Genomic DNA, 21,053 nt, shown 5'->3' with positions numbered 1-21,053 from the left:
TTAGAAGGGTTAGCCAGCCATCAAAATGTTCTAGTCAGGGATATTCCTGTTTTTGAAGATTGGTTGGATGATAGTCAGGTGACTAAGGGTCATTCGGTTGAGGATTTTACTAAGGAACTAAGGGCCATCGTTGAGGGGCAGATTGATAAGAAAGAGGAAGGTTATAAGGTTGCTGAGAGTAGGTCTCTTGATAGGGTGGCTCGCCAGCTAGCTGATGCCTATAGGCAGGTGGATGAATTATGAGAATTGGAATTTTTACGGATACTTACTTTCCTCAGGTTAGTGGAGTTGCAAGCAGCATAAAGACACTTAAGGAAACCTTGGAGACCATGGGACATGAGGTCTACATTTTTACAACGACAGATCCACATTCAAATGACAGTAATGATGAGACCATTATTAGGCTACCAAGTGTGCCTTTCATCTCCTTTACTGATAGGCGGATTGTCATGCGTGGACTCTTCCATGCTAGCAGTATCGCCAAAAAGCATCAACTTGATATTATTCATGTTCAGACCGAGTTTGGGGTAGGTTACCTGGGTAAATTTGTGGCTTCACAACTTGATATTCCAGTCATTCACACCCTGCATACAAAATATGAGGACTATGTTCATTACATAGCTAAGGGTCATTTAATTCATCCAGGAATGGTTAAATATATGATGAAAGTTTTTCTCTACAAAATGGATGGACTTATTTGTCCGAGTGCCATGGTTGCTGAAACAGTAGATGGTTACGGGATAAAGATTCCCCGTAGAATAATTCCAACAGGAATTGAGCTTGATAAGTTTAATCGCCCTGATATAACAGAGGAAAAGGTTAAGGAATTTAGAAAAAAACTAGGAATTTCCGAAGATGAGACCATGCTTTTGAGTATTTCAAGGATATCTTATGAGAAGAATATTCAAAAGGTAGTTGAAGCTATGCCTGATATTATTCGTGAGGTACCTGTAAAATTAATTATTGTAGGAGATGGACCTTATAGGGAAGATCTTGAGAAATTAGTCGAGAAATTGAATATTGGAGATTATGTTTCCTTTATGGGGATGGTAGCATCTGATGAGACAGCTTATTACTATCATGCGGCTGACTTTACAATTAGTGCTTCAACAAGTGAGACTCAGGGATTAACTTATATTGAAAGCTTGGCATCAGCTACCCCAATTATTGCCAGTGATAATGCTTACTTGAGGGGTCTTGTTTCAAATAAAATGTTTGGTCGTCTTTTTGACGAAGGACAGAATTTGGCTCAAGTAACAATTGATACAATTAAAAATACTCCACAAATGGATTCTGAATTACTGGCAGATAAGCTTTATGAGATTTCTGCTGAAAACTTTGGCGAGAAGGTCTATGAATTTTACTTGGATACAAGTATTTCTTATAAGTTTAATGGTAAAGTTAAGGATGAATCCCTGTCTGAGATGGTTTTAAAAAGTCCAATAACTATTATTAAGGGAGTTGCTAGAACGCCCAAACAGGTAGCTAAATTTGCTAAAAAGGCTGGTGGTTTTTTGAAAAAACATCCGGAAAATAATAGTGAAGAATGGACTGATTTTAATGAAGATTAGTTTTTATCCCCTGTAAATCATGGGTTTGGCCTCTATAATTTGCGTATTTTTTAGCCAGATTGCTGATATTGTTTAATTATTATGGTAGAATTACAAGAGATAATTAATTTAAATAAAGGAAGAAAATATGAAATCACATTTAGTAGCAATCATTAGCCGCCTTACAGCAATGGTTGAAGGTGAGAACGAAAAAGAATCACGTAACTTTGAACGTGAAGGATTAGTAGTTGCAGAAGTTACCTTTGAAAGAGAAACTGAAACATTTACTTTAAAATATTCTGAAACAAAAGAACTTGCGACATTTGATAGCATTGACCTTGTTGCGATTGAACTTTTCGAATTACTTTACTAATAAAAAGACCTATCAGCTTTATCTGATAAGGTCTTTTTTGTTGGCTCCTTTTTCAAGAAGGAATTTCTCCTTTTGCCTGCGATTTAATTTCTTTTTAAACCAGTACTCACGTTTGAGGGCTTCATTTTTACTAGCAAAGGCTTCCCAGTAGATTAACTTTACCGGAAGTCTTGTTTTGGTATACTTGGCTCCACAGCCTTTATTATGAGTGTCGACTCGCTTAGCTAAATCGGTCGTGTATCCCCCGTAAAAACTACGATCCTGACAAAGGAGGACATAGAAATAGGCCTTATTCTTGTCCATAGTAAATTTGAAAAACTTCCTTGGTATATGAGCCGTCATCCTCATGGATAATAAGTGGTGGTAAAATCTGCTCCCCACCTTTTCGGCCATCTTTAATGGCATCAATCAAGAGGATATTTGCATTGGCATTCTTCTTTGGATAAACAAATTGAATTTTTTTGGGGATAATATTTCGCTCAATCATCTTTTGGCAAATTTCAAAAAATCGGTCAGGTCTGTGGACCATAGCTAGATGGCCATTACTTTTGAGGAGTTTTTGTGAAATGTCTAAAATTTCGTCCAAATTGGTGGTAATTTCATGGCGGGCTATTGTATAGTGCTCATTATTATTAATATTGGAGTCAGGGTCAACCTTAAAATAAGGCGGGTTACATAAAAGCAGGTCGATACTTGACGCTTTTAGGTAATTAAGGGAATGTTTCAGGTCATCATTGATGACTGTAACCTGCTCTTTAAGTCCATTAAGGGCCACAGATCTTTGGGCCATATCGGCAAGTCTTTCCTGAAGTTCTATTTCATAGATTGGTACCTTGGTTTTACTACTGACAAAAAGCCCGACGGCTCCATTACCAGCACACATGTCAACAATCTTTGCATTTTTTTGAGGAATTCTTGCAAATCTGCTGAGGAGGACTGAGTCAATTGAGTAGCTAAAAACGTCCTTATTTTGAATAATTTTTACATCAGATGAGTGGAGTTGATCAATTCGCTCCCCATCTTTTAAAATTTCTATAGTCATGCAAATATTATAGCAGATTATTGGGAGGCGGGCACTAGAAAGGATCATTGGAGACTTATTCTTATTGCCATTGTTAAGAATTTATTATACAATTGATTGACTAAATAAAGGCATGGTGGTTATATGTTTTACGCATTTTTAAGAAATTTGGTGACATTTATACTTTACGTGGTTAATGGTAAGGCTAATTTTTATAATGTTGATAGGGTTCCTGATAAGTCGGAAAATTATATTCTGGTGGCTCCCCACAGGAGTTTATGGGATCCTGTTTATTTGGCTTATGCAACTAGACCCAAGCAGTTTGTTTTTATGGCCAAGAAGGAATTATTTAAAAATAAGCTTTTTGCTTGGTGGATTAAAAAATGTGGTGCTTTTCCAGTGGACCGAGCAAATCCTGGACCAAGTGCCATCAAGATTCCAGTCAAGGCTCTAAAAGAAAGCGATAAGTCGCTTGTTATGTTCCCAACAGGAAGCCGTCACTCTGACGACATAAAAGGCGGGGTTCTTGTTATTGCCAAAATGGCCAAGGTTAGGATTGTTCCGGCTGTTTATCAGGGGCCAATAAGCTTTAAGTCCCTTCTTAAGCGTGAGAAGGTTAAATTAAATTTTGGTGAACCCATTGATGTCTCTGATATTCCAAGGGCTAATGAAGCTGGGGTTGAGGAGATAACTAGAAGAATAAACAAGGCCTTTAAGGACTTGGATGCTGAGCTTGATCCAAATTATAAGTATATTCCCAAATAATAAAGCAATTAGCACTCAATATATTTAAGTGCTAATTTTTTTGATTTTAAAGGTCAAAAATGGTAAAATGAAGACACAGTTAAAATTAAAATATGATGATAATATAAACGAGGTATGAAGATGGCAGAAAAAAGGGATTATTATGAGGTCCTAGGTGTTTCAAAGACAGCTAGTGATGATGAGTTAAAAAAAGCATATAGGAAGCTTTCAAAAAAATATCATCCAGATATTAACAAGGACGCTGGTGCCGAGGATAAGTACAAGGAAATTCAAGAAGCTTATGAAACCTTAAGCGATTCTCAAAAACGAGCAGCCTATGATCAGTATGGTTTTGCTGGAGCCCAAGGTGGCTTTGGTGGCGGAGCAGGCGGTTTTGACGGCTTCGATGGTTTCTCAAGCTTTTCAGGCGGTGGTTTTGGCGGTTTTGAAGACATCTTTTCTAGCTTCTTTGGTGGAGGTGGTGGAGCACAGGCCAATCCTAATGCACCACGTCAGGGTGATGACTTGCAGTACAGGATTAACCTGACTTTTGAAGAGGCTGTTTTTGGTGTCGAAAAAGAAATCAAGTACAACAGGGAAGAAATTTGTCATACCTGCCATGGAAGTGGATCAAAACCTGGAACAGAGCCTATTGTCTGTCCTAAGTGTCATGGTAGTGGTCAAATCCAAGTTGCTATTAGTACACCATATGGTCGTATTATGACAACAGCTACCTGTGATGTCTGTCATGGTAGGGGTAAAGAAATTAAAGATCCATGTCCAACCTGTCACGGTAGTGGTCGTGACAAGGTGGTTCATAAGGTTAAGGTCAAGGTACCTGCAGGGGTTGAAACTGGCCAACATATAAGACTTTCAGGACAAGGTGATGCTGGGGTTAACGGAGGACCTTACGGGGATCTGTATGTAATCTTTAATGTGCAAGAAAGCTCAAAATTCAGAAGAGAAGGTAGTGAAATCTTCTATAATCTACCGATTAGCTTTGTTCAGGCTACTCTTGGAGCAGAGCTTGAGGTACCTACTGTTCATGGTCAGGCAAAACTTAAGATTCCTGCTGGAACTCAAACTGGAACTAAGTTCCGTCTTAAAGGTAAGGGAGCTCAAAAGCTTAATGGTAGTGGTAATGGTAATCAAACAGTTATCGTAAATATTGTAACTCCTAAGAAGATAAATGATGAGCAACGTAAGGCTCTTGAAGCATTTGCTAAGGCAGGTGGTGAAGATGTTCATCCCCACAAGGAAGGCTTCTTTGATAAATTAAAGAAGGGCTTTGAATAATAGCTTAAGGAAGGGACCTAGGTCCCTTTTAATATGGAAAGAATATGGGTATAATAGCTACATGAATATTGAAAATTACAAACCAGATTTTTTATTGGAAGCAGTTTACCAACTGGACGCCAAAAGTTTAAAAAAACATCAGATAAAAAGCCTTTTAGTTGACCTAGATAACACCTTGATTGCTTGGGATAACCCAGAAGGAAGTGCAGAGCTTCACGCTTGGCTTAAGGAGATGAAGGATGAGGGTATTAAAGTAATCGTTGTTTCTAACAATACCCATAAGAGGGTAGGGCATGCTGTGAGAAATTTTGATGTTCCCTTTGTAAGCCGCTCTATGAAACCTTTTACAAGAGGCATTAAAAAGGCCTTAAAAATCCTTAATGAAAAGCCAGAAAACGCGGTCATGGTAGGGGATCAGCTGATGACGGATATTAGGGCAGCCCATAGGGCAGGACTTCGCAGTATTCTTGTTAAGCAGCTTGTTGAAAGTGATTCTTGGCAGACTAAGTTTAACCGGGCGCGTGAGCGTAGGGTTCTTAAGAAAATTATTGCTCAAGATGGGCCACTTGAATGGAAGAGTAAGATATAAGTTTTTTGGTAAATACTCGACTGGCTAGATATATTTTCATATAATTGACTGTAATTACTGAAAATTATTGATTGAAAAGTGAAAATGGGGAGTTTTATGAGAAAAGTTTTGACCATTGCAGGGTCTGATTCAACAGGGGGTGCGGGCATCCAAGCCGACCTTAAAACCTTTGAGGAATACGGTTTATTTGGAATTTCAAGTATTACGTCGATTGTGACCATGGATTATGATGATGCCTGGAAGCACAAGGTGACAGATTTGGGTTGTGATTTACTTGCAGACCAGCTAAAATCAGCCCTTGCAGGAAATGAGATTAGTGCTGTTAAAACAGGTATGATGGCAAGTTATGAAAATACAAGGGTTGCAAGCGAGTTTATTGACCAATATGCTTGTGAAAAATTATTAGTTGATCCAGTTATTGCCTGTAAGGGGACAGCTCAAATCCTTCAGCCAGAAAGCCTTGAAGGCCTTAAGAAATATTTACTGCCCAGGGCTTTGATAACGACTCCTAACCTTGTTGAAGCTGGAATCTTATCGGGACTAGGCGACCTTAGGAATGCCTGTGACATGAAAGAAGCCGCAAAAAGAATTGTCGATATGGGTCCTAGCCAAGCATTAGTCAAAGGAGGGCATAGACTGGGGATTGATAAGGCTCTTGACATTTACTATGATGGCTGTGACTTTTACGAGTTTGAAGGTGACTTGTATCAAACTGACTTCAATCACGGGGCTGGTTGTACCTTGGCAGCAGCCATTACAGCGGGTATGGCAAAGGATATGAAGATGCTTGATGCCATTTTACTGGCCAAAAATTTTGTGGCAGCAGCCATTAAAGAGGGAGTTGAGATTAACAAATACCTGGGTCATGTTTGGCATGGTGCCTATAATCAGGCAGAAAAGAGGATGGGGGATTAATATGAGAAATAAAAAGATTCAAGCTACTGTTTTGGTGGCCTTATTTGCAAGTTTGGTCGTTATTGCTACTAGTATAAAAATTCCCCTGCCAACTGGTGCCTTTGTTCACTTGGGAAATGCTACCCTACTTCTAGCTGTCTTACTTTTGGGCTACTTTAAAGGGTCTTTGGCAGGAGGACTGGGTTTTGCTATTTTTGATATTTTAAATGGTTATGCCAGCGAAGCACCCTATTTTATAGGGGAGTCTTTTATTGTAGGAGGAGCAGCTTATCTAGCCTTCTTGTATTTTAAGAAAAATCCAAAAAATGTTGGTCAATTATTTGTTATTGGACTTGTAACAGGCCTTGCTAAACTGGGAATGACTTTTTTGAAAAATTTAGTGATTCAATTATATTTGGGTCAGGAATTCCATGCTTCTTTTAGTCTGGCCCTTGCAAAATTACCCGCTACCCTGATTAATATAAGTATTACAATTGTTGCTGTATGTTTACTTTACTTCCCTTTAAGAAGTGCTATGCGAGCATTAAAATTACAGGATTAAAATTAGATGAATTAAGTCTGTCCCAAGCCTTTTCAAGTGGTTAAGCTTGGGGCTTTTTGGTATAATGGAGATATGAATAATTTAGATTTGAAAGACTTACACTGTATTGGCTGCGGAGCAAGCTTACAGGTAGATAACGATAAACAATCTGGCTATACGCCGAAATCTGCAATTGAGAAGGGTCTTGAAACAGGGGAGCTTTACTGCCAACGCTGTTTCCGCCTGCGTCACTATAATGAGGTAGCAGATGTTGAAATGACTGATAAGGACTTTTTACGCCTGCTTAATGAGCTGGGAAATACTGATGCCTTAATCGTAAATGTAGTTGATATCTTTGACTTTAATGGGTCTGTTATCCCCTCACTTCATCGTTTTGTTCAAAAGAATGATGTCCTTTTGGTGGGGAATAAAAAAGATGTCCTACCGCACGCCGTAGGAACTAGAAAACTTACCCAGTGGCTGAAAGAGCGGGCCCATGAAGAAGGCCTTCGTCCTATTGATGTGGTTCTAACTAGTGCCTTTAATCAAGATGATGTAAGAAACTTGATGGAAAAAATCGATGAATACCGCAAGGGCCGCGATGTTTACGTGGTTGGGGTGACAAATGTTGGTAAATCAAGCCTAATTAATTCAATTATTAAGATTGCAACCGGTGAAGAAGACGTAATTACAACCAGCCGCTTTCCTGGAACAACCCTTGATAAAATTGAGATTCCACTTGATGAGGAAAGTAACCTGGTCGACACACCGGGGATCATTCACCACCATCAAATGGCTCATTACCTAGGAAAAAAAGACTTAAAATTAATTAGCCCAAGTAAGGAAATTAAGCCAGCTACTTATCAGCTAAATCCTGAACAAACTCTTTTCTTAGGAGGTCTTGCCCGCTTTGATTATATTCAAGGTGAAAAACAAGGTTTCACGGCCTATTTTGCCCGTGACCTAAAACTACACAGGACTAAACTTGAGGGAGCAAGTGACTTCTATGAAAAGCATGTTGGAGGTCTTTTAACTCCGCCGCAAAAGGATGAGGTCGCGGAATTTCCAAAACTTCGCCGGGTTGAATTTTCAATCAAGGAAAAAACTGATATCGTCTTTTCAGGACTAGGATGGATTCGTATGGCTCAAGCTGGAGTCGTAGCCTGCTGGGTTCCTGAAGGAGTCGATATATTAACAAGAAAGAGTATTATTTAAATGACATTAACTGGAAAACAAAAAAGATATTTAAGATCTGAAGCCCACCACCTAAACCCAATTGTTCAAGTTGGGAAAAACGGCCTAAATGATGAGGTCAAAACAAGCATTAGAAATGTCCTTGATGCTCGTGAACTTATCAAGGTAACTCTATTACAAAATACTGATGAGACAGTTGATACTGTAGCTTACGCCATGGAAGAGATGGGCTTTGATGTGGTTCAAATAATTGGTCGCATGGTTGTTCTTTATAAGGTTTCAGATCGTAAGGAAAACCGTAAAATTTCTCAAAAGGTTAAAGGCCTTTAAGAAGGAAAGTAGGCTAGGAAGATGCCCTTTGAATTATTGACACCTTTTACAAAGGTTAAACCCTATCAGGAAGATAAAAAGAATCGTAGGCAAATTGGAATTTTTGAGGGATTTTTTAATCCTGTTCATAATGGGCACCTGCTTATTGCCGATCAGGTTTGCCAGTCTCTAAATTTGGAGAAGGTCTTGCTCCTTCCCCTTTATAGTTCATCAAATCATGTAATTAAAATGCTTGAACTTGCTCTTTTAGACTTTGAACAAAATAACATAGGGATTGATCTTCACGCCCATCAAAATCCAGGTCTTACCAGTTATCACCTGGTAAAGATGTTAATTGAGGAAAATCCTGATGTTGATTTTTACTACATTTTAGGTGGGGACAGAGTTGCTAGTTTGAGTCAATTTTATAAGATTGATGAGCTTGTAAAAATGGTTCAATTTGTTGGGGTTCAAAGACCAAGATACAGGGTGGGTACAAGCTATCCTCTAATTTGGGTTGACCTTCCGACAATGGATATTTCATCAAGTGCAATCAGGGGATATGTTAAAGAGGGTATGAAGCCTAATTACCTCCTACCAAATTCTGTTCTTGAATATATTTTAAGGGAGGGGCTTTATGACTAAATACTATTCTGAACTTGGTTTAACAAGAAAGGAGCTTCTTGAAAAAATCAAGGCTCAAATGAGTAACCATAGATTTAAGCATGTTTTGTCAGTCGAAGAGACAGCCAGAAAACTCGCTAAAATTTATGGAGTCGATGAGGATAAGGCAGCCCTTGCTGGCCTTCTTCATGATTATGCCAAGGAGCTTTCTGAAGGGGAATTTAAGAAGCTTATTGCTAGATATGAATTAGATCCAGACCTTCTGAATTGGGGCAATAACGTATGGCACGGTATGGTTGGAATTTATAAGATTAAAGAGGACTTGGGACTAGAGGATGCTGATATTCTTGAAGCCATAAGGATTCATACTGTTGGATCAGCTTCCATGACCACTCTTGCAAAAATTGTTTATGTTGCTGACTATATTGAGCCCCATAGGGACTTTCCTGGTGTTGATAAGGCACGAAAACTAGCTAAAAAAGATTTGGATGCGGCTGTAGCTTTTGAAACTCAAAGGACAGTGGAGCATCTTTTAAGTAAAAAAGTTCGCGTTTACCCGCAAACGATTGAAACCTACAATGCTTATATTTCCTATTTAAAGTAGGCATGTAGCTATAAAAAATATTGGAGAATAAATTGAATACAAATAAACTTATTGAAACAGTTGTCAAGGCAGCTGATGATAAAAAAGCCCTTGATATCGTAGTAATGGATATGAAGGGAATTAGTGGTGTGAGTGATGCTTTTGTCGTGATGGAAGCTATGAATACCCGCCAAATCGGAGCCATTGTTGACAATATTGTCGATAAGGTTGAAGAGGCTGGCCTGCGTGCCCACCACATTGAAGGAAATCCAAATAGTGGTTGGGTTTTAATTGACTTCCTTGACGTTGTAGTAAGTGTCTTCTCACATGATGAAAGAAGCTTCTACAATCTTGAAAAACTTTGGTCAGATGCACCTTTAGTTGATATTTCAGGAATGATTGGATTAGATTAAGATGGCAATTTACGAGGATTTTGCGCGTGTTTACGATAGCATCATGGATGATAGTCTTTATGATGCTTGGTATGATTTTTCAATCAGACATGCTTCAAAAAATACTAAAAAAATTCTTGAATTAGCCTGTGGTACTGGAAAACTTTCCCTCAAATTTGCAGAAGAAGGATACAAGGTCTATGGCCTTGATTTTTCTGAAGAAATGCTTACCATTGCCTATAACAGAGCAGTTGATGCAGATCTTGATGTTGCTTGGATTGAAGGAGATATGCGGGACTTGGGACAAATTGATACCTATGATTTAGTTACCTGCTATTCGGATTCAATTTGCTACATGCCTAATCAAGAAGAAGTTCAAAAGGTTTTTGATGAAGTTTATTCAAGCCTAAATGATGAAGGAACCCTTATTTTTGATGTTCATTCGACCCATCAAATTGATCAGGTTTTCCCTGGCTACAGCTACCATGAAAATGATGAAGACTTTGCCTTTGTCTGGGATAGCTATCCAGGACTTCATGAGCATTCAATCACCCATGAATTAACCTTCTTTGTAAAAGATGAAGAAGATGGAAAATTTATCCGTCGGGATGAAATTCATGACGAGAGAACCTATACTATCTACAACTATCAAATTATGCTAGAAAATGCAGGTTTTTCATCAGTTGAGGTTTATGCAGACTTTGAAGATGAGAAGCCCAAAGAAGATAGTGCACGCTGGTTTTTCGTGTGTAAAAAATAGAATTTATGGCAACTATTACAGGTATTGTAGCTGAGTTTAATCCCTTTCACAATGGTCATAAGTACCTTTTAGACCAGGCAAAAGGTACAAAGATTGTTGTTATGAGTGGTAACTGGCTCCAAAGAGGGGAACCGGCTGTTATTGATAAGTGGACTAGGGCTCAGATGGCAGTTCTTTGCGGTGCTGATCTGGTTCTAGAACTTCCAGTTCTTTCAAGTGTTCAGGGGGCTGACTTTTTTGCTAACGGCTCTCTTGAACTGCTAGCTAGGGTGGGGATTGATAATCTTGTCTTCGGGACAGAATCTAATATCGACTATGACCAGGTTCTCGAGATTTATCGCAATCAAAAACCTCAGATGGATGCTTATTTAGCTGGGTTACCAAAAAGTATGTCTTATCCTGAAAAAACTCAGGCCATGTGGTCTGAATTTACAGGAATAAGTTTTAGTGGGGACTCCCCTAATCACGTTTTGGCTCTTGCTTATTTAAAGGGAATAGCTAAATATAAACCATCCATAAGGATGAACGGGATAAAAAGACAGGGTCAAGCCTTTCACTCACAAGAGCTTGCAGGTGACTTTGCCAGTGCTACTGCCATTAGGCAGGGACTTGAAAAGAATGAAGATGTGGCATCATTTCTTCCTACTGAAAGTTATGACCTTCTTCAGCACAAACCAGCGGTTAGTTGGAAGAACTTTTATCAACTTTTAAAATATAAGATTATTTCAACTAATCTTAGTTCAATTTTTCAAATGAATGAAGAGCTTGAGGTTAGGATTAAGGCTGCTAGCCGGAAGGCTAGTGATTTTGATGATTTAGTCAATAAGGTTCATACCAAACGCTATACCAAGGCCCGAGTAAGAAGGCTTTTAACCTATGTTTTACTTGATATTAAAAAGACAGACTTTGATTCCTTGGAAAAAACTCAGGGAGTTAGAATTTTAGCCATGAGTGCTAGAGGCCGAAGTCATGTTAAGGAATTAAAGGATCAGGTTAAATTTATTTCTCGAGTCGGGAAAGATCCGTGGGACCCTTTGAGCCAAAGAGCAGATGATATTTATAGGCTTGGAGACCCTGGAATTTGTGAGCAAAATTATGGCCGTATCCCTTATATCAAAGCTTAAGATATAATTTAATAGTTAGTAAATTTATGGTAAAATATGTAGGAAATTAACAGAGGAGGTCCACAATGGGACGTAAATGGGCAAATATTGTCGCTAAGAAAACAGCAAAAGACGGAGCAACTAGTAAGGTCTACGCTAAATTTGGTGTAGAAATCTACGTGGCTGCCAAACAAGGTGATCCAGATCCAGAAGCAAATGCTGCGCTTCGCCTGGTTCTTGAACGTGCTAAACAGGCTCAGGTGCCAAAACACATCATCGACCGTGCCATCGATAAGGCTAAGGGTGGAGCTGACGAAACCTTCACTGAAGGACGTTATGAAGGATTTGGGCCAAACGGTTCAATGATCATCGTTGACACTCTTACAAACAATGTAAACCGTACTGCCGCAAACATCCGTACTGCCTTTGGTAAAAATGGCGGAAACATGGGGGCAAGTGGTGCTGTTTCATATATGTTTGACAACACAGGAGTTCTTGGATTCAAGGGTGACGACACAGATGCCATCTTTGAGTACCTGCTTGACCAAGACATCGACGTTCGTGACGTTGAAGCTCAAGATGACCAAATCATCGTCTACACTGAGCCAGAAGACTTCCACCGTGCTATGGAAGCCTTAAAAGCTAACGGAGTTTCTGAATTCTCAGTAAGTGAGCTTGAGATGATCCCTCAAACTGAGGTTGAACTTTCTGGAGATGATCTTGAAATCTTCGAAAAACTTATTGAAGTTCTTGAAGACGACGATGACGTTCAAAAAGTCTACCACAATGTAGCTGAATAAAAAGACTAAACCAGAGCAATCTGGTTTTTCTTTTGTAAAGATTTAAGTAAATCATTTACAGGTAGTTGTCACGATATGGATTCAGTCATTATAGGATTTTAGCCCTTATTTTCTTTAATCATGTAAAGAAAGATTACAAGTCTATTTACGGATGTGTATAAAGGATGTAAAGAAAGCAGATTTATTAGGGTGAATAAATTTTAACAATAAAATAAATTTCTTTAGGACTTGACAGAATATCTATTTATGATAGAATTGATTGGTATGCTTCTTTGCATAACAATGAAACGGGAATGGGGTGAAAAATATGTCAAAAACTGTAGTTCGTAAAAATGAATCTCTTGATGATGCTCTTCGTCGTTTCAAACGTTCTGTAACAAAAGCTGGAACTCTTCAAGAAGCTCGCAAACGTGAGCACTACGAAAAACCTTCTGTAAAACGTAAACGTAAATCAGAAGCAGCTCGTAAACGTAAAAAATTCTAATTAGATGACTAACTAGAGGAAAATACCTGGCCGCGGCCAGGTATTTTTTCTTTTATAAAATTTCAATAACAAGAGGGATTTTCAATTAACCTTTTTTATTTGGTAGCAGGAGTCTTTAGCCACAGGTAGATATAACGAAGCAGATGGTAGGTCACATAGAAGATGGGAAGCCAAAAAGATAATCCACTAAGCCAGGGAGAGGTACTTGGAAGCAAGTACTCCAAGAGGTCTTGGAATAACCAAAAAATAAGAACTAGAAAAAATACTTTTTTATTCATTTTGTCTCCTTTATGTATGGCTTCATTGTAGCATTAAAGGAAGGCAGGAAAAATATTTAGAAGAAAAAAACAAAAAAAGTGCACTAGCACTTTTTTCATTACATTTCTTCTGGAGCTTCAACACCTAGTAGGCGGAGGGCTTCTTTGATTACCGTAGCAGTTGCATCAGCAAGAGCTAGACGGGCCTTGCGTCCGTCATTTTCCTCAAGGATACGGACGTGGGCGTAGTATTTGTTGAAGGCTTGGGCTAGGTTGATTGCATATTTGGCAATTACTGATGGTTCATTACGGTCAGCAGCACGGCGGATGATTGCTGGGAACTCTTGAATCAGCTTGATGATTTCCCAAGACTCAGCGTCATCAAAGTTTGCGACAACTGCTGGGTCAGCTACATAGTTAGCTTTTCGAAGGATTGACTTGATGCGGGCGTGAGTGTACTGAACATAAGGTCCAGTTTCACCTTCGAAGCTTAGCATGTCTTCTAGGCTGAAGTCATATCCATTTGTACGTTCGTTTTTAAGGTCAAAGAACTTAACAGCACCAACACCTACCTGATGGGCAATTTTTTCCTTGTTGGCAAGATTAGGATTTTTAGCCTCGATTTGTTTAAGGGCACGCTCAACGGCCTCGTCCATTGTAGGTTCAAGACGGATGATGTTCCCTTTACGGGTTGAAAGTTTTTTACCATCACGGGTTACTAGACCAAATGGCACGTGTTCAACATCACTAGCCCAGTCAAATCCCATTTGGTCAAGGACTGCCTTAAGTTGCTTGAAATGGCCAGCTTGTTCTCCACCAACGACATAGATTGATTTTGCAAAGTCATAATTGTCCTTACGGAATTTAGCGGCCGCAAGGTCACGAGTGATGTAGAGGGTAGCACCGTCAGACTTCTTGATAAGGGCTGGGTTTAGGCCATATTCTTCAAGGTCTACGATTGTAGCCCCTTGAGATTCTTGTAATAGTCCTTTTTCTTCAAGTAGGTTTACAATGTCATCCATCTTGTCATTGTAGAAGGCTTCACCGTTATAAGAGTCAAACTCGACTCCCATTTTTTCATAGAGGCGGTTGAACTCAAGAAGGGACTCATCACGGAACCATTTCCAAAGGTTAAGTGCTTCCTCGTCTCCGTCTTCAAGCCTTCTAAACCAGGCACGAGCTTCTTCATCTACTGTTGGGTCAGTGTCAGCTTCTTCGTTGATGCGGACGTAGAGTTTTAACAGCTCATCGATTGGGTGGGCCTTAACAGCCTCTTCGTTCCCGTATTTCTTGTAGGCAACGATCAGCATCCCAAACTGTTTACCCCAGTCTCCCAGATGGTTGATCTTGATTGGCTTGTAGCCGATTTTCTTGTAGATGTTAGCCAGAGCGTCCCCGATTACAGTTGAACGCAGGTGTCCAATTGAGAAAGGTTTTGCGATATTTGGGCTAGACATGTCGATGGCAACGTTCGCACCTTCACCAATATTTTGGTCGGCATAGTGGTCACCACGTGCTACAACTTCGTCAAGAACCTTGGTTGAAACAGCGTTCTTGTCTAAAAAGAAGTTAAGGTAGGGTCCCGTAGCGACAACACGCTCAAGGCCAACTTTATCGATTGACTCAGCCAGGTCAGCTGCAATCATTTGTGGGGCCTTACGCATTGATTTAGCCAGAGTAAAGGCTGGGAAGGCGATATCTCCCATGTCAGAGTTTTTTGGTTTTTCGAGTAGGTTCTCGATATCTTGAAGCTCAAGGGCTCCATCAAGAGCTGCAAAAATTTTTCCAGCAACTAATTTTTTATCGTCCATTAGGGTCTCCTATTTTATTTGTTTAGCTCTGAATATTATAACATAAAGTTGTTTTTCATTTAACCTTTTCACCATTTGTAAGGGATTTGTTATGGAAATCTTAAAGCTTATAAAGCTAGAGCTTTTGAGTGAAAAATAATTACTTTTGGCTGATGAGCATCCTATATTTATAAAATGAATAATTTTTAGTATAATTATAAGCATGAAGAAGAATGAAAGACATAAGCTTATTAAGAAATTAATAAGGGAAAATAAAATTGAAACCCAGGATAGTCTTAGCCGTCTTTTAGCGGATAGCGGGGCAAGTACTACCCAGGCTACCTTGTCACGTGATATTAGGGAGCTTGGGATTATTAAAAATAGGTCCTCTTCTGGGTCCTTTTATACCCTGCTTGATAGTGAACTAAATCCCTTTGAAGGGCTTGATCAAAGTTTTCGTAATCATGTTTTAAGGGTATCAAGTGTCATGTTTATGGTGGTGATTCACACCAGACTTTCAGAAGCTGATATTTTGGCTAATATTTTGGATGAATCAAAGCACGAGGGAATCCTTGGTACTCTGGCAGGAGCTGATACCCTCTTGGTAACTTGTGCAAGTGTTGAAGATGCTGAAAACCTTCACGCTGAGGTGGATAGGGCTATTTCTCATGAAGAGTAAAGAGGATTATGAGGCTGGTCTTAAGGAATTGAAGGCTAGTCTGGCTGAGCTTGATTATGTCCGTGACTTTAAGGAGCTAGAAAATAAGGTCAAGGAAAATCCAGCTATTTGGCAGATGGAAAAAGAGATGAAGGACCTGCAAAAGGAGGCAGTTCTTTTTAAAAAAATTGAAAAGGATAAGGCTTATGCGGAAACCCTAAAGAGGGCGACAGAGATTGAGGAAGATTTGAATCATGATTTACTCATCAGGCAGTATCGGGCTAGACTTTTAGATGTTAGTGACCTTCTGGATTATATTTCAGGAGAGCTTGAAAGAAAGATTAATGAAGGTTTGCAGTCACCGTCTGAATCTGAGGATAAAAAGGACGTGTAGCTGAATCCTTAGGAAGGTAGAAAATGGCAGAGGAAAAAATATCACCAGGAATGCAGCAGTATCTAAATATTAAGGCTGATTATCAGGATGCCTTACTTTTATTTAGGATGGGTGATTTTTATGAGCTTTTTTATGATGACGCCGTAAGAGCTGCTCAGATTTTAGAGTTAACCTTAACGAGCCGGAATAAAAATGCTAAAAATCCAATTCCCATGGCAGGTATGCCCTACCACAGTGCCCAGCAATATATCGATATTCTGGTTGATTTGGGCTACAAGGTAGCCATTGCTGAACAAACCGAGGACCCAAAGACCGCCAAGGGAGTTGTAAAAAGGGAGGTTGTCCAGGTCGTAACACCTGGTACAGCTGTTGACAGCCTAAATGGTGACAAGACTAATAATTACCTAACGGCTGTTGACTACGACGGAAAATCATATGGTTTTTCTTATATTGACCTTGCAACAGGTGAGTTTTACGTAACAAGGATTGATGATTTTTTAGATGTCTTAAATGAAGCCGCAAGCCTTCAAACTAAGGAAATTATTTTGGGTTATGAGGCAGGTGATGCCGAGCTTGATTTAATTAAGGTAAAACTTAATATTCTAGTAAGTTATCAAAAGGAAGCAGATTTTACTGCAGAGGAGTCTGATTTGATTGGAGCTTCCTTAAGTCCCCTTGAAAAAAGTGTTGCCGCAAAACTTTTAACCTATGTTAAAGAGACTCAAAAAAGAAGTCTAAGTCACTTGCAGGAACTAAGGACCTATGAATTAACCGACTTTTTAAAGATGGATTATGCCACCAAGCGTTCCCTTGAACTTACAGCGAATTTTAAGACAGGTAAGAAGCAGGGTAGTCTCTTTGGTCTCTTAGATGAAACCAAGACGGCCATGGGAACTAGAATGATGCGTTCATGGATCGAGCGTCCCCTTATCCAGGACTACAAGATTAGACGGAGGCAGGATCTGATTCAGGTCTTTCTTGATAATTTCTTTGAAAGGGCTGATCTTTTTGAGGCCCTAAAGGGAGTTTATGATATTGAAAGGCTTTCAAGTAAGATTTCCTTTGGTAAGGCTCACGGTCAAGACCTCCTCCAGCTTTTAAATACCCTTAGACAGGTGCCAAGGATTAGGGGGATTTTAGAAAGTATTGCAAGTCCTACTTTAGATACTTTGATTGGATCATTTGATGAAATTTATGATCTGAGAAAACTTTTGGAGGATAGTATCTCTGAAGATGCTCCAAAATCCATAACTGAAGGTGGTATTATAAGGGACGGCTATAATCAAGTGCTTGATGACTACCGGATTACTCTAAGGGACGGGACGGCTTGGATCTCAGAGCTTGAGGTGCGTGAGCGGAAAACTTCAGGCATTAATGCCCTAAGAATTGACTACAATCGTAAGGATGGTTACTACTTCCACATTACCAATAGTAATTTAAACCAGGTTCCTGAACACTTCTTTAGGAAGGCAACCCTTAAAAATTCTGAGCGTTTTGGTAGTGAGGAATTGGCCAAGATTGAAGGGAAGATGATTGAAGCCAGGGAAAAATCATCAGTCTATGAGTATGACTTATTTTTGGAATTGAGAGCCTTAGTTGAGTCTTACATTCCAAGAATTCAAGCCTTATCAAGGGCTGTTGGTGAGCTTGACTGCATTCTATCCCTTGCCCTTGTAGCAGAAAATTACCAGTACATAAGGCCAGAAATCCTTGAAGAAGGACGAAACTTGGTTCTTGAAGGTGGTAGGCACCCTGTAGTTGAGAAGGTTCTTGGCAGGCAGGAGTACATACCAAATGATATTATTCTGCCTGAGGATGTTGAAATTCAGCTGATTACTGGTCCTAATATGAGTGGTAAATCGACCTACATGCGGCAGTTGGCTCTTTCTGTAATCATGGCTCAAATGGGTTCCTATCTACCTGCTCAAAGGGCAGTCTTACCCTTGTTTGATGCTATTTTTACAAGAATTGGGGCAAGTGATGATTTGACCTCGGGTCAGTCAACCTTTATGGTTGAGATGATGGAGGCCAACAATGCCATTCGTCTGGCGACTAGTAGGAGTTTGATTCTATTTGATGAACTAGGCAGGGGGACTGCGACCTATGACGGTATGGCTTTAGCCCAGGGAATCATTGAATATATTGCTCATAATATTCATGCAAAAACCCTTTTTGCCACCCATTATCATGAGCTGACCGAGCTTTCAAAAAGCCTTAAGGGCCTGAAAAATGTCCATGTTTCAAGCCTTGAAAAAGACGGGACAGTTACCTTCCTCCATAAAATTGAAGACGATCCAGCTGATAAGTCTTATGGAATCCATGTGGCAAGGATTGCTGGGCTTCCAGAAGATTTACTAAAGAGGTCTGAATCTATCTTGGCTTCCTTGGAAGAAAAATCAAAAGAAAATAATTCAGGATATAAATCTGAAGTAAAAAATACAGTAGAAAATAAGCTTGAAGAAAAAGTTCAGCAGTTGGATCTTTTTGCGGACCCACAGAAGGATCAAGAAATTATTGAAAAAATCCGTAATCTTGATCTAACAAGTATGACCCTGATGGATTCAATGAACTTCCTTTGGGAATTAAAGGGTCTACTTTAATTCTTTTACTGAAACTTACATTTTAAAATATTAGATGAAAAAGTGGTCAGCCACTTTTTTGTTATAATTATCATAGATTGGATTAAAAGAGGGAGAAAAGATGGCAAAAATTATAGAATTAGATCCCTACTTGGCTGATAAGATTGCGGCTGGTGAGGTAGTTGAGCGACCAGCAAGTGTTGTAAAAGAGCTTGTTGAGAATGCCATTGATGCTTGTAGCACCCAAATTACTGTCAGCATTGAGGAAAGTGGCCTTAAATCAATTGTTGTAACAGACAACGGGGAGGGCATTAGGAGTGATGATATTGAACTTGCCCTTAAGCGTCACGCTACCAGTAAAATTAAGACAATTGATGACCTCTTTCGCATCAAAAGTCTTGGTTTCAGGGGAGAGGCCATGCCAAGTATTGCAAGTGTTAGCCTTATGACCATTGAAACAAGTGTTGCTGAAGAGGCGGTAGGAAGTAGATTATTTGCTGAAGGTGGTCATATTAAAGAAATTAAGCCCATGGCCAAAAGGCAGGGAACAAAAATCAGGGTGGAAAATTTGTTTTTTAACACCCCTGCCAGACTAAAATATGTGAAAAGTATGCAGGCAGAGCTTTCTCATATCAGTGATGTCCTTAATCGCCAGAGTCTTGCTCACCCGGAAATCTCCTTTACCCTTATAAGTGATGGAAGAAGTCTGATGAAGACTGCAGGAAACGGGGACCTGCGTGCAGCCCTTGCTGGGGTTTACGGTCTAGCAACCGCTAAAAAAATGATTGAAATTTCAGGAAGTGACCTTGATTTTGATATTAAAGGTTATATTTCCCTGCCTGAGCTGACCCGTGCCAACAGAAATTATATTACGGTTTTAATCAACGGCCGCTATATTAAGAATTTCTTGATCAACCGGGCTCTTATTAATGGCTACGGTAGTAAGCTTATGGTAGGGCGTTTTCCGCTGGCTGTCCTTGATATTAGACTGGATCCCTTTTTGATTGATGTTAACGTCCATCCAAGCAAGCAGGAAGTCCGTCTTTCCAAGGAAAAGGAGCTCATGGACCTCATATCAAGGCTGATTGCTGAGAGCTTAAATAAGGAAACTTTGATTCCAGATGCCTTAGACAATCTGCAAAAGTCTTTAAAAACAAGGGAGGCTAAGGGCATTCAGACCAGCCTTCCCTTAAAAAGCTCCAATCTTTCCTATGACCAGGAAAAAAAGGATTTCTTTGTGGCTGAAGAAGGGCTAGTGGAGACTAAATCCTATCCCAAGGAAGCTACTGGGGAGAACACCAGCTCTTACCTCTCTAATCAAGTAATTGATAAGCTTTTAGAAGATGAGCCAAATCAAGGAGCTAGGCAGGCTAAAAGGGAAAGTCTTCCTAATTTCGAGGACGGGGAACATCCAGAATTTAGTCATCTTGATAAAAAAAATGTAAAAAATTTAAGTGGTCTTGCAAAAAAACTTGAAAGCGAAGAAAAGTCAACCTTCCCGGAGCTTGAATTTTTTGGAAAGATGCACGGTACCTATCTTTTTGCCCAGGGACGTGATGGTCTTTATATTGTTGATCAGCATGCTGCCCAGGAGAGGATTAAGTATGAATATTTCAGGGAAAAAATTGGTCAGGTGGAAGACCGTAAGCAGCAGCTCTTAATTCCTTATCTTTTTGATTTTCCTAAGAATGATTTTCTTTTAATCAAGGAAAAATTACCTCTTTTAAGGGAGGTTGGCTTAAATCTAATGGAGTATGGTGACCAGCAGTTTATCTTGCGGGAACATCCAGACTGGATGAGAGAAGCTGAGGTTGAAGGGGCGGTCTATCAGATGATTGACATGCTTTTAAATCTAGGCCAGGTGAGCGTTAAGGACTATAGGGCTGATCTTGCCATTATGATGAGCTGTAAGCAGTCTATCAAGGCCAATCATTATCTTGACGATTTTAGTGCAAGACAGCTTTTAGTGGATTTATCTAGGTGTAAAAATCCCTACAATTGCCCACATGGTCGGCCTGTGTTGGTCCATTTTACCAAGGCCGACATGGAAAAAATGTTTAGAAGAATCCAAGAAAATCACAGGGGTGGTTGGGATTTAGAGTTTTAATAGAAAGTAGA

25 protein-coding genes (1 of these 25 running past the window's edge) are annotated in these 21,053 nt (G+C 39.6%); 21 read left to right on the top strand and 4 right to left on the bottom strand.

What is annotated here, in order from left to right:
- From OZX68_07055 to OZX68_07045, 3 genes are all read left to right on the top strand, one after another.
- A protein-coding gene (locus tag OZX68_07055) for a glycosyltransferase family 4 protein (GenBank protein WEV60669.1) crosses the window boundary here: on the top strand, window positions 1-243 show its 3' end. The gene continues 756 nt to the left of window position 1, outside the view; only the last 243 of its 999 coding nucleotides appear in the window; the start codon falls outside the window, past its left edge; it ends in the stop codon at window positions 241-243.
- Window positions 240-1,571, top strand: coding sequence for a glycosyltransferase family 4 protein (locus OZX68_07050; protein WEV60668.1), 1,332 nt, complete (start codon window positions 240-242; stop codon window positions 1,569-1,571). The genes OZX68_07055 and OZX68_07050 overlap by 4 nt, the downstream gene beginning before the upstream one ends.
- Window positions 1,572-1,698: 127 nt before the next feature.
- The gene (locus OZX68_07045) at window positions 1,699-1,923 is read left to right on the top strand and encodes a DUF1797 family protein (protein WEV60667.1); all 225 of its coding nucleotides are present in this window, start codon (window positions 1,699-1,701) and stop codon (window positions 1,921-1,923) included.
- A gap of 18 nt (window positions 1,924-1,941) precedes the next feature.
- Here the strand turns inward: OZX68_07045 and OZX68_07040 are convergent, their stop codons facing one another.
- Window positions 1,942-2,226, bottom strand: coding sequence for a GIY-YIG nuclease family protein (locus OZX68_07040; GenBank protein WEV60666.1), 285 nt, complete (start codon window positions 2,224-2,226; stop codon window positions 1,942-1,944).
- Window positions 2,213-2,965 carry a tRNA1(Val) (adenine(37)-N6)-methyltransferase gene (locus OZX68_07035; GenBank protein WEV60665.1) on the bottom strand — a complete coding sequence of 251 codons (753 nt, stop codon included), beginning with the start codon at window positions 2,963-2,965 and terminating at the stop codon, window positions 2,213-2,215. The genes OZX68_07040 and OZX68_07035 overlap by 14 nt, the downstream gene beginning before the upstream one ends.
- 123 nt (window positions 2,966-3,088) lie before the next feature.
- Between OZX68_07035 and OZX68_07030 the strand changes: the two genes are divergently transcribed.
- The 14 genes from OZX68_07030 to rpsU all read left to right on the top strand — a co-directional run bounded on the left by OZX68_07030 (window position 3,089) and on the right by rpsU (window position 13,257).
- Window positions 3,089-3,709 carry a 1-acyl-sn-glycerol-3-phosphate acyltransferase gene (locus tag OZX68_07030; protein ID WEV60664.1) on the top strand — a complete coding sequence of 207 codons (621 nt, stop codon included), beginning with the start codon at window positions 3,089-3,091 and terminating at the stop codon, window positions 3,707-3,709.
- Between the two features lie 120 nt (window positions 3,710-3,829).
- Window positions 3,830-4,984 (top strand): molecular chaperone DnaJ, encoded by a 1,155-nt coding sequence (dnaJ, locus tag OZX68_07025; protein ID WEV60663.1) that lies wholly within the window; start codon window positions 3,830-3,832, stop codon window positions 4,982-4,984.
- A 61-nt stretch (window positions 4,985-5,045) separates the two neighbouring features.
- On the top strand, window positions 5,046-5,573 hold the full coding sequence (locus OZX68_07020; GenBank protein ID WEV60662.1) for a YqeG family HAD IIIA-type phosphatase: 528 nt from the start codon (window positions 5,046-5,048) through the stop codon (window positions 5,571-5,573).
- 96 nt (window positions 5,574-5,669) lie between these two features.
- Window positions 5,670-6,488: a bifunctional hydroxymethylpyrimidine kinase/phosphomethylpyrimidine kinase gene (gene thiD, locus OZX68_07015; GenBank protein ID WEV60661.1), complete on the top strand. Its 819-nt coding sequence runs from the start codon at window positions 5,670-5,672 to the stop codon at window positions 6,486-6,488.
- Window position 6,489: 1 nt separating this feature from the next.
- Window positions 6,490-7,029: an ECF transporter S component gene (locus OZX68_07010; GenBank protein ID WEV60660.1), complete on the top strand. Its 540-nt coding sequence runs from the start codon at window positions 6,490-6,492 to the stop codon at window positions 7,027-7,029.
- Between the two features lie 72 nt (window positions 7,030-7,101).
- Window positions 7,102-8,223 carry a ribosome biogenesis GTPase YqeH gene (gene yqeH, locus OZX68_07005; protein WEV60659.1) on the top strand — a complete coding sequence of 374 codons (1,122 nt, stop codon included), beginning with the start codon at window positions 7,102-7,104 and terminating at the stop codon, window positions 8,221-8,223.
- Window positions 8,224-8,532: a ribosome assembly RNA-binding protein YhbY gene (gene yhbY / locus OZX68_07000; protein WEV60658.1), complete on the top strand. Its 309-nt coding sequence runs from the start codon at window positions 8,224-8,226 to the stop codon at window positions 8,530-8,532.
- Window positions 8,533-8,553: 21 nt separating this feature from the next.
- Window positions 8,554-9,156, top strand: coding sequence for a nicotinate-nicotinamide nucleotide adenylyltransferase (locus OZX68_06995; protein WEV60657.1), 603 nt, complete (start codon window positions 8,554-8,556; stop codon window positions 9,154-9,156).
- Window positions 9,149-9,739, top strand: coding sequence for a bis(5'-nucleosyl)-tetraphosphatase (symmetrical) YqeK (gene yqeK, locus OZX68_06990; GenBank protein ID WEV60656.1), 591 nt, complete (start codon window positions 9,149-9,151; stop codon window positions 9,737-9,739). The genes OZX68_06995 and yqeK overlap by 8 nt, the downstream gene beginning before the upstream one ends.
- A gap of 32 nt (window positions 9,740-9,771) precedes the next feature.
- Complete coding sequence (gene rsfS, locus OZX68_06985; GenBank protein ID WEV60655.1) at window positions 9,772-10,131, top strand: ribosome silencing factor; 360 nt, start codon at window positions 9,772-9,774, stop codon at window positions 10,129-10,131.
- 1 nt (window position 10,132) lies between these two features.
- The gene (locus tag OZX68_06980; GenBank protein ID WEV60654.1) at window positions 10,133-10,870 is read left to right on the top strand and encodes a class I SAM-dependent methyltransferase; all 738 of its coding nucleotides are present in this window, start codon (window positions 10,133-10,135) and stop codon (window positions 10,868-10,870) included.
- A 5-nt stretch (window positions 10,871-10,875) separates the two neighbouring features.
- Entirely contained in the window at window positions 10,876-11,994 is a 1,119-nt protein-coding gene (locus OZX68_06975) for a nucleotidyltransferase (GenBank protein ID WEV60653.1), read from the top strand.
- A 65-nt stretch (window positions 11,995-12,059) separates the two neighbouring features.
- On the top strand, window positions 12,060-12,773 hold the full coding sequence (locus OZX68_06970) for a YebC/PmpR family DNA-binding transcriptional regulator (GenBank protein ID WEV60652.1): 714 nt from the start codon (window positions 12,060-12,062) through the stop codon (window positions 12,771-12,773).
- A gap of 307 nt (window positions 12,774-13,080) precedes the next feature.
- Window positions 13,081-13,257 (top strand): 30S ribosomal protein S21, encoded by a 177-nt coding sequence (gene rpsU / locus OZX68_06965; GenBank protein WEV60651.1) that lies wholly within the window; start codon window positions 13,081-13,083, stop codon window positions 13,255-13,257.
- Window positions 13,258-13,352: 95 nt separating this feature from the next.
- Here the strand turns inward: rpsU and OZX68_06960 are convergent, their stop codons facing one another.
- The gene (locus tag OZX68_06960; GenBank protein WEV60650.1) at window positions 13,353-13,535 is read right to left on the bottom strand and encodes a hypothetical protein; all 183 of its coding nucleotides are present in this window, start codon (window positions 13,533-13,535) and stop codon (window positions 13,353-13,355) included.
- 98 nt (window positions 13,536-13,633) lie between these two features.
- A complete protein-coding gene (gene argS, locus OZX68_06955; protein ID WEV60649.1) occupies window positions 13,634-15,325 on the bottom strand; it encodes an arginine--tRNA ligase in 1,692 nt (563 codons plus the stop codon).
- 202 nt (window positions 15,326-15,527) lie between these two features.
- On the opposite strand from argS, the gene argR reads away from it, so the two are divergent.
- From argR to mutL, 4 genes are all read left to right on the top strand, one after another.
- Window positions 15,528-15,983, top strand: a complete 456-nt coding sequence (gene argR, locus OZX68_06950; protein ID WEV60648.1) for an arginine repressor — start codon at window positions 15,528-15,530, stop codon at window positions 15,981-15,983.
- Window positions 15,973-16,356, top strand: coding sequence for a YlbF family regulator (locus tag OZX68_06945; protein ID WEV60647.1), 384 nt, complete (start codon window positions 15,973-15,975; stop codon window positions 16,354-16,356). The genes argR and OZX68_06945 overlap by 11 nt, the downstream gene beginning before the upstream one ends.
- A gap of 23 nt (window positions 16,357-16,379) precedes the next feature.
- Window positions 16,380-18,956, top strand: a complete 2,577-nt coding sequence (gene mutS, locus OZX68_06940) for a DNA mismatch repair protein MutS (GenBank protein ID WEV60646.1) — start codon at window positions 16,380-16,382, stop codon at window positions 18,954-18,956.
- A 100-nt stretch (window positions 18,957-19,056) separates the two neighbouring features.
- Window positions 19,057-21,042: a DNA mismatch repair endonuclease MutL gene (mutL, locus tag OZX68_06935; protein ID WEV60645.1), complete on the top strand. Its 1,986-nt coding sequence runs from the start codon at window positions 19,057-19,059 to the stop codon at window positions 21,040-21,042.
- Window positions 21,043-21,053 lie beyond the last annotated feature (11 nt).

It is taken from the genome of Streptococcaceae bacterium ESL0729 (assembly GCA_029391995.1).
GTDB lineage: Bacteria > Bacillota > Bacilli > Lactobacillales > Streptococcaceae > Floricoccus.
Note: the sequence above shows the minus strand (reverse complement) of the source record. Positions and strands in the feature narration are given on the sequence as shown.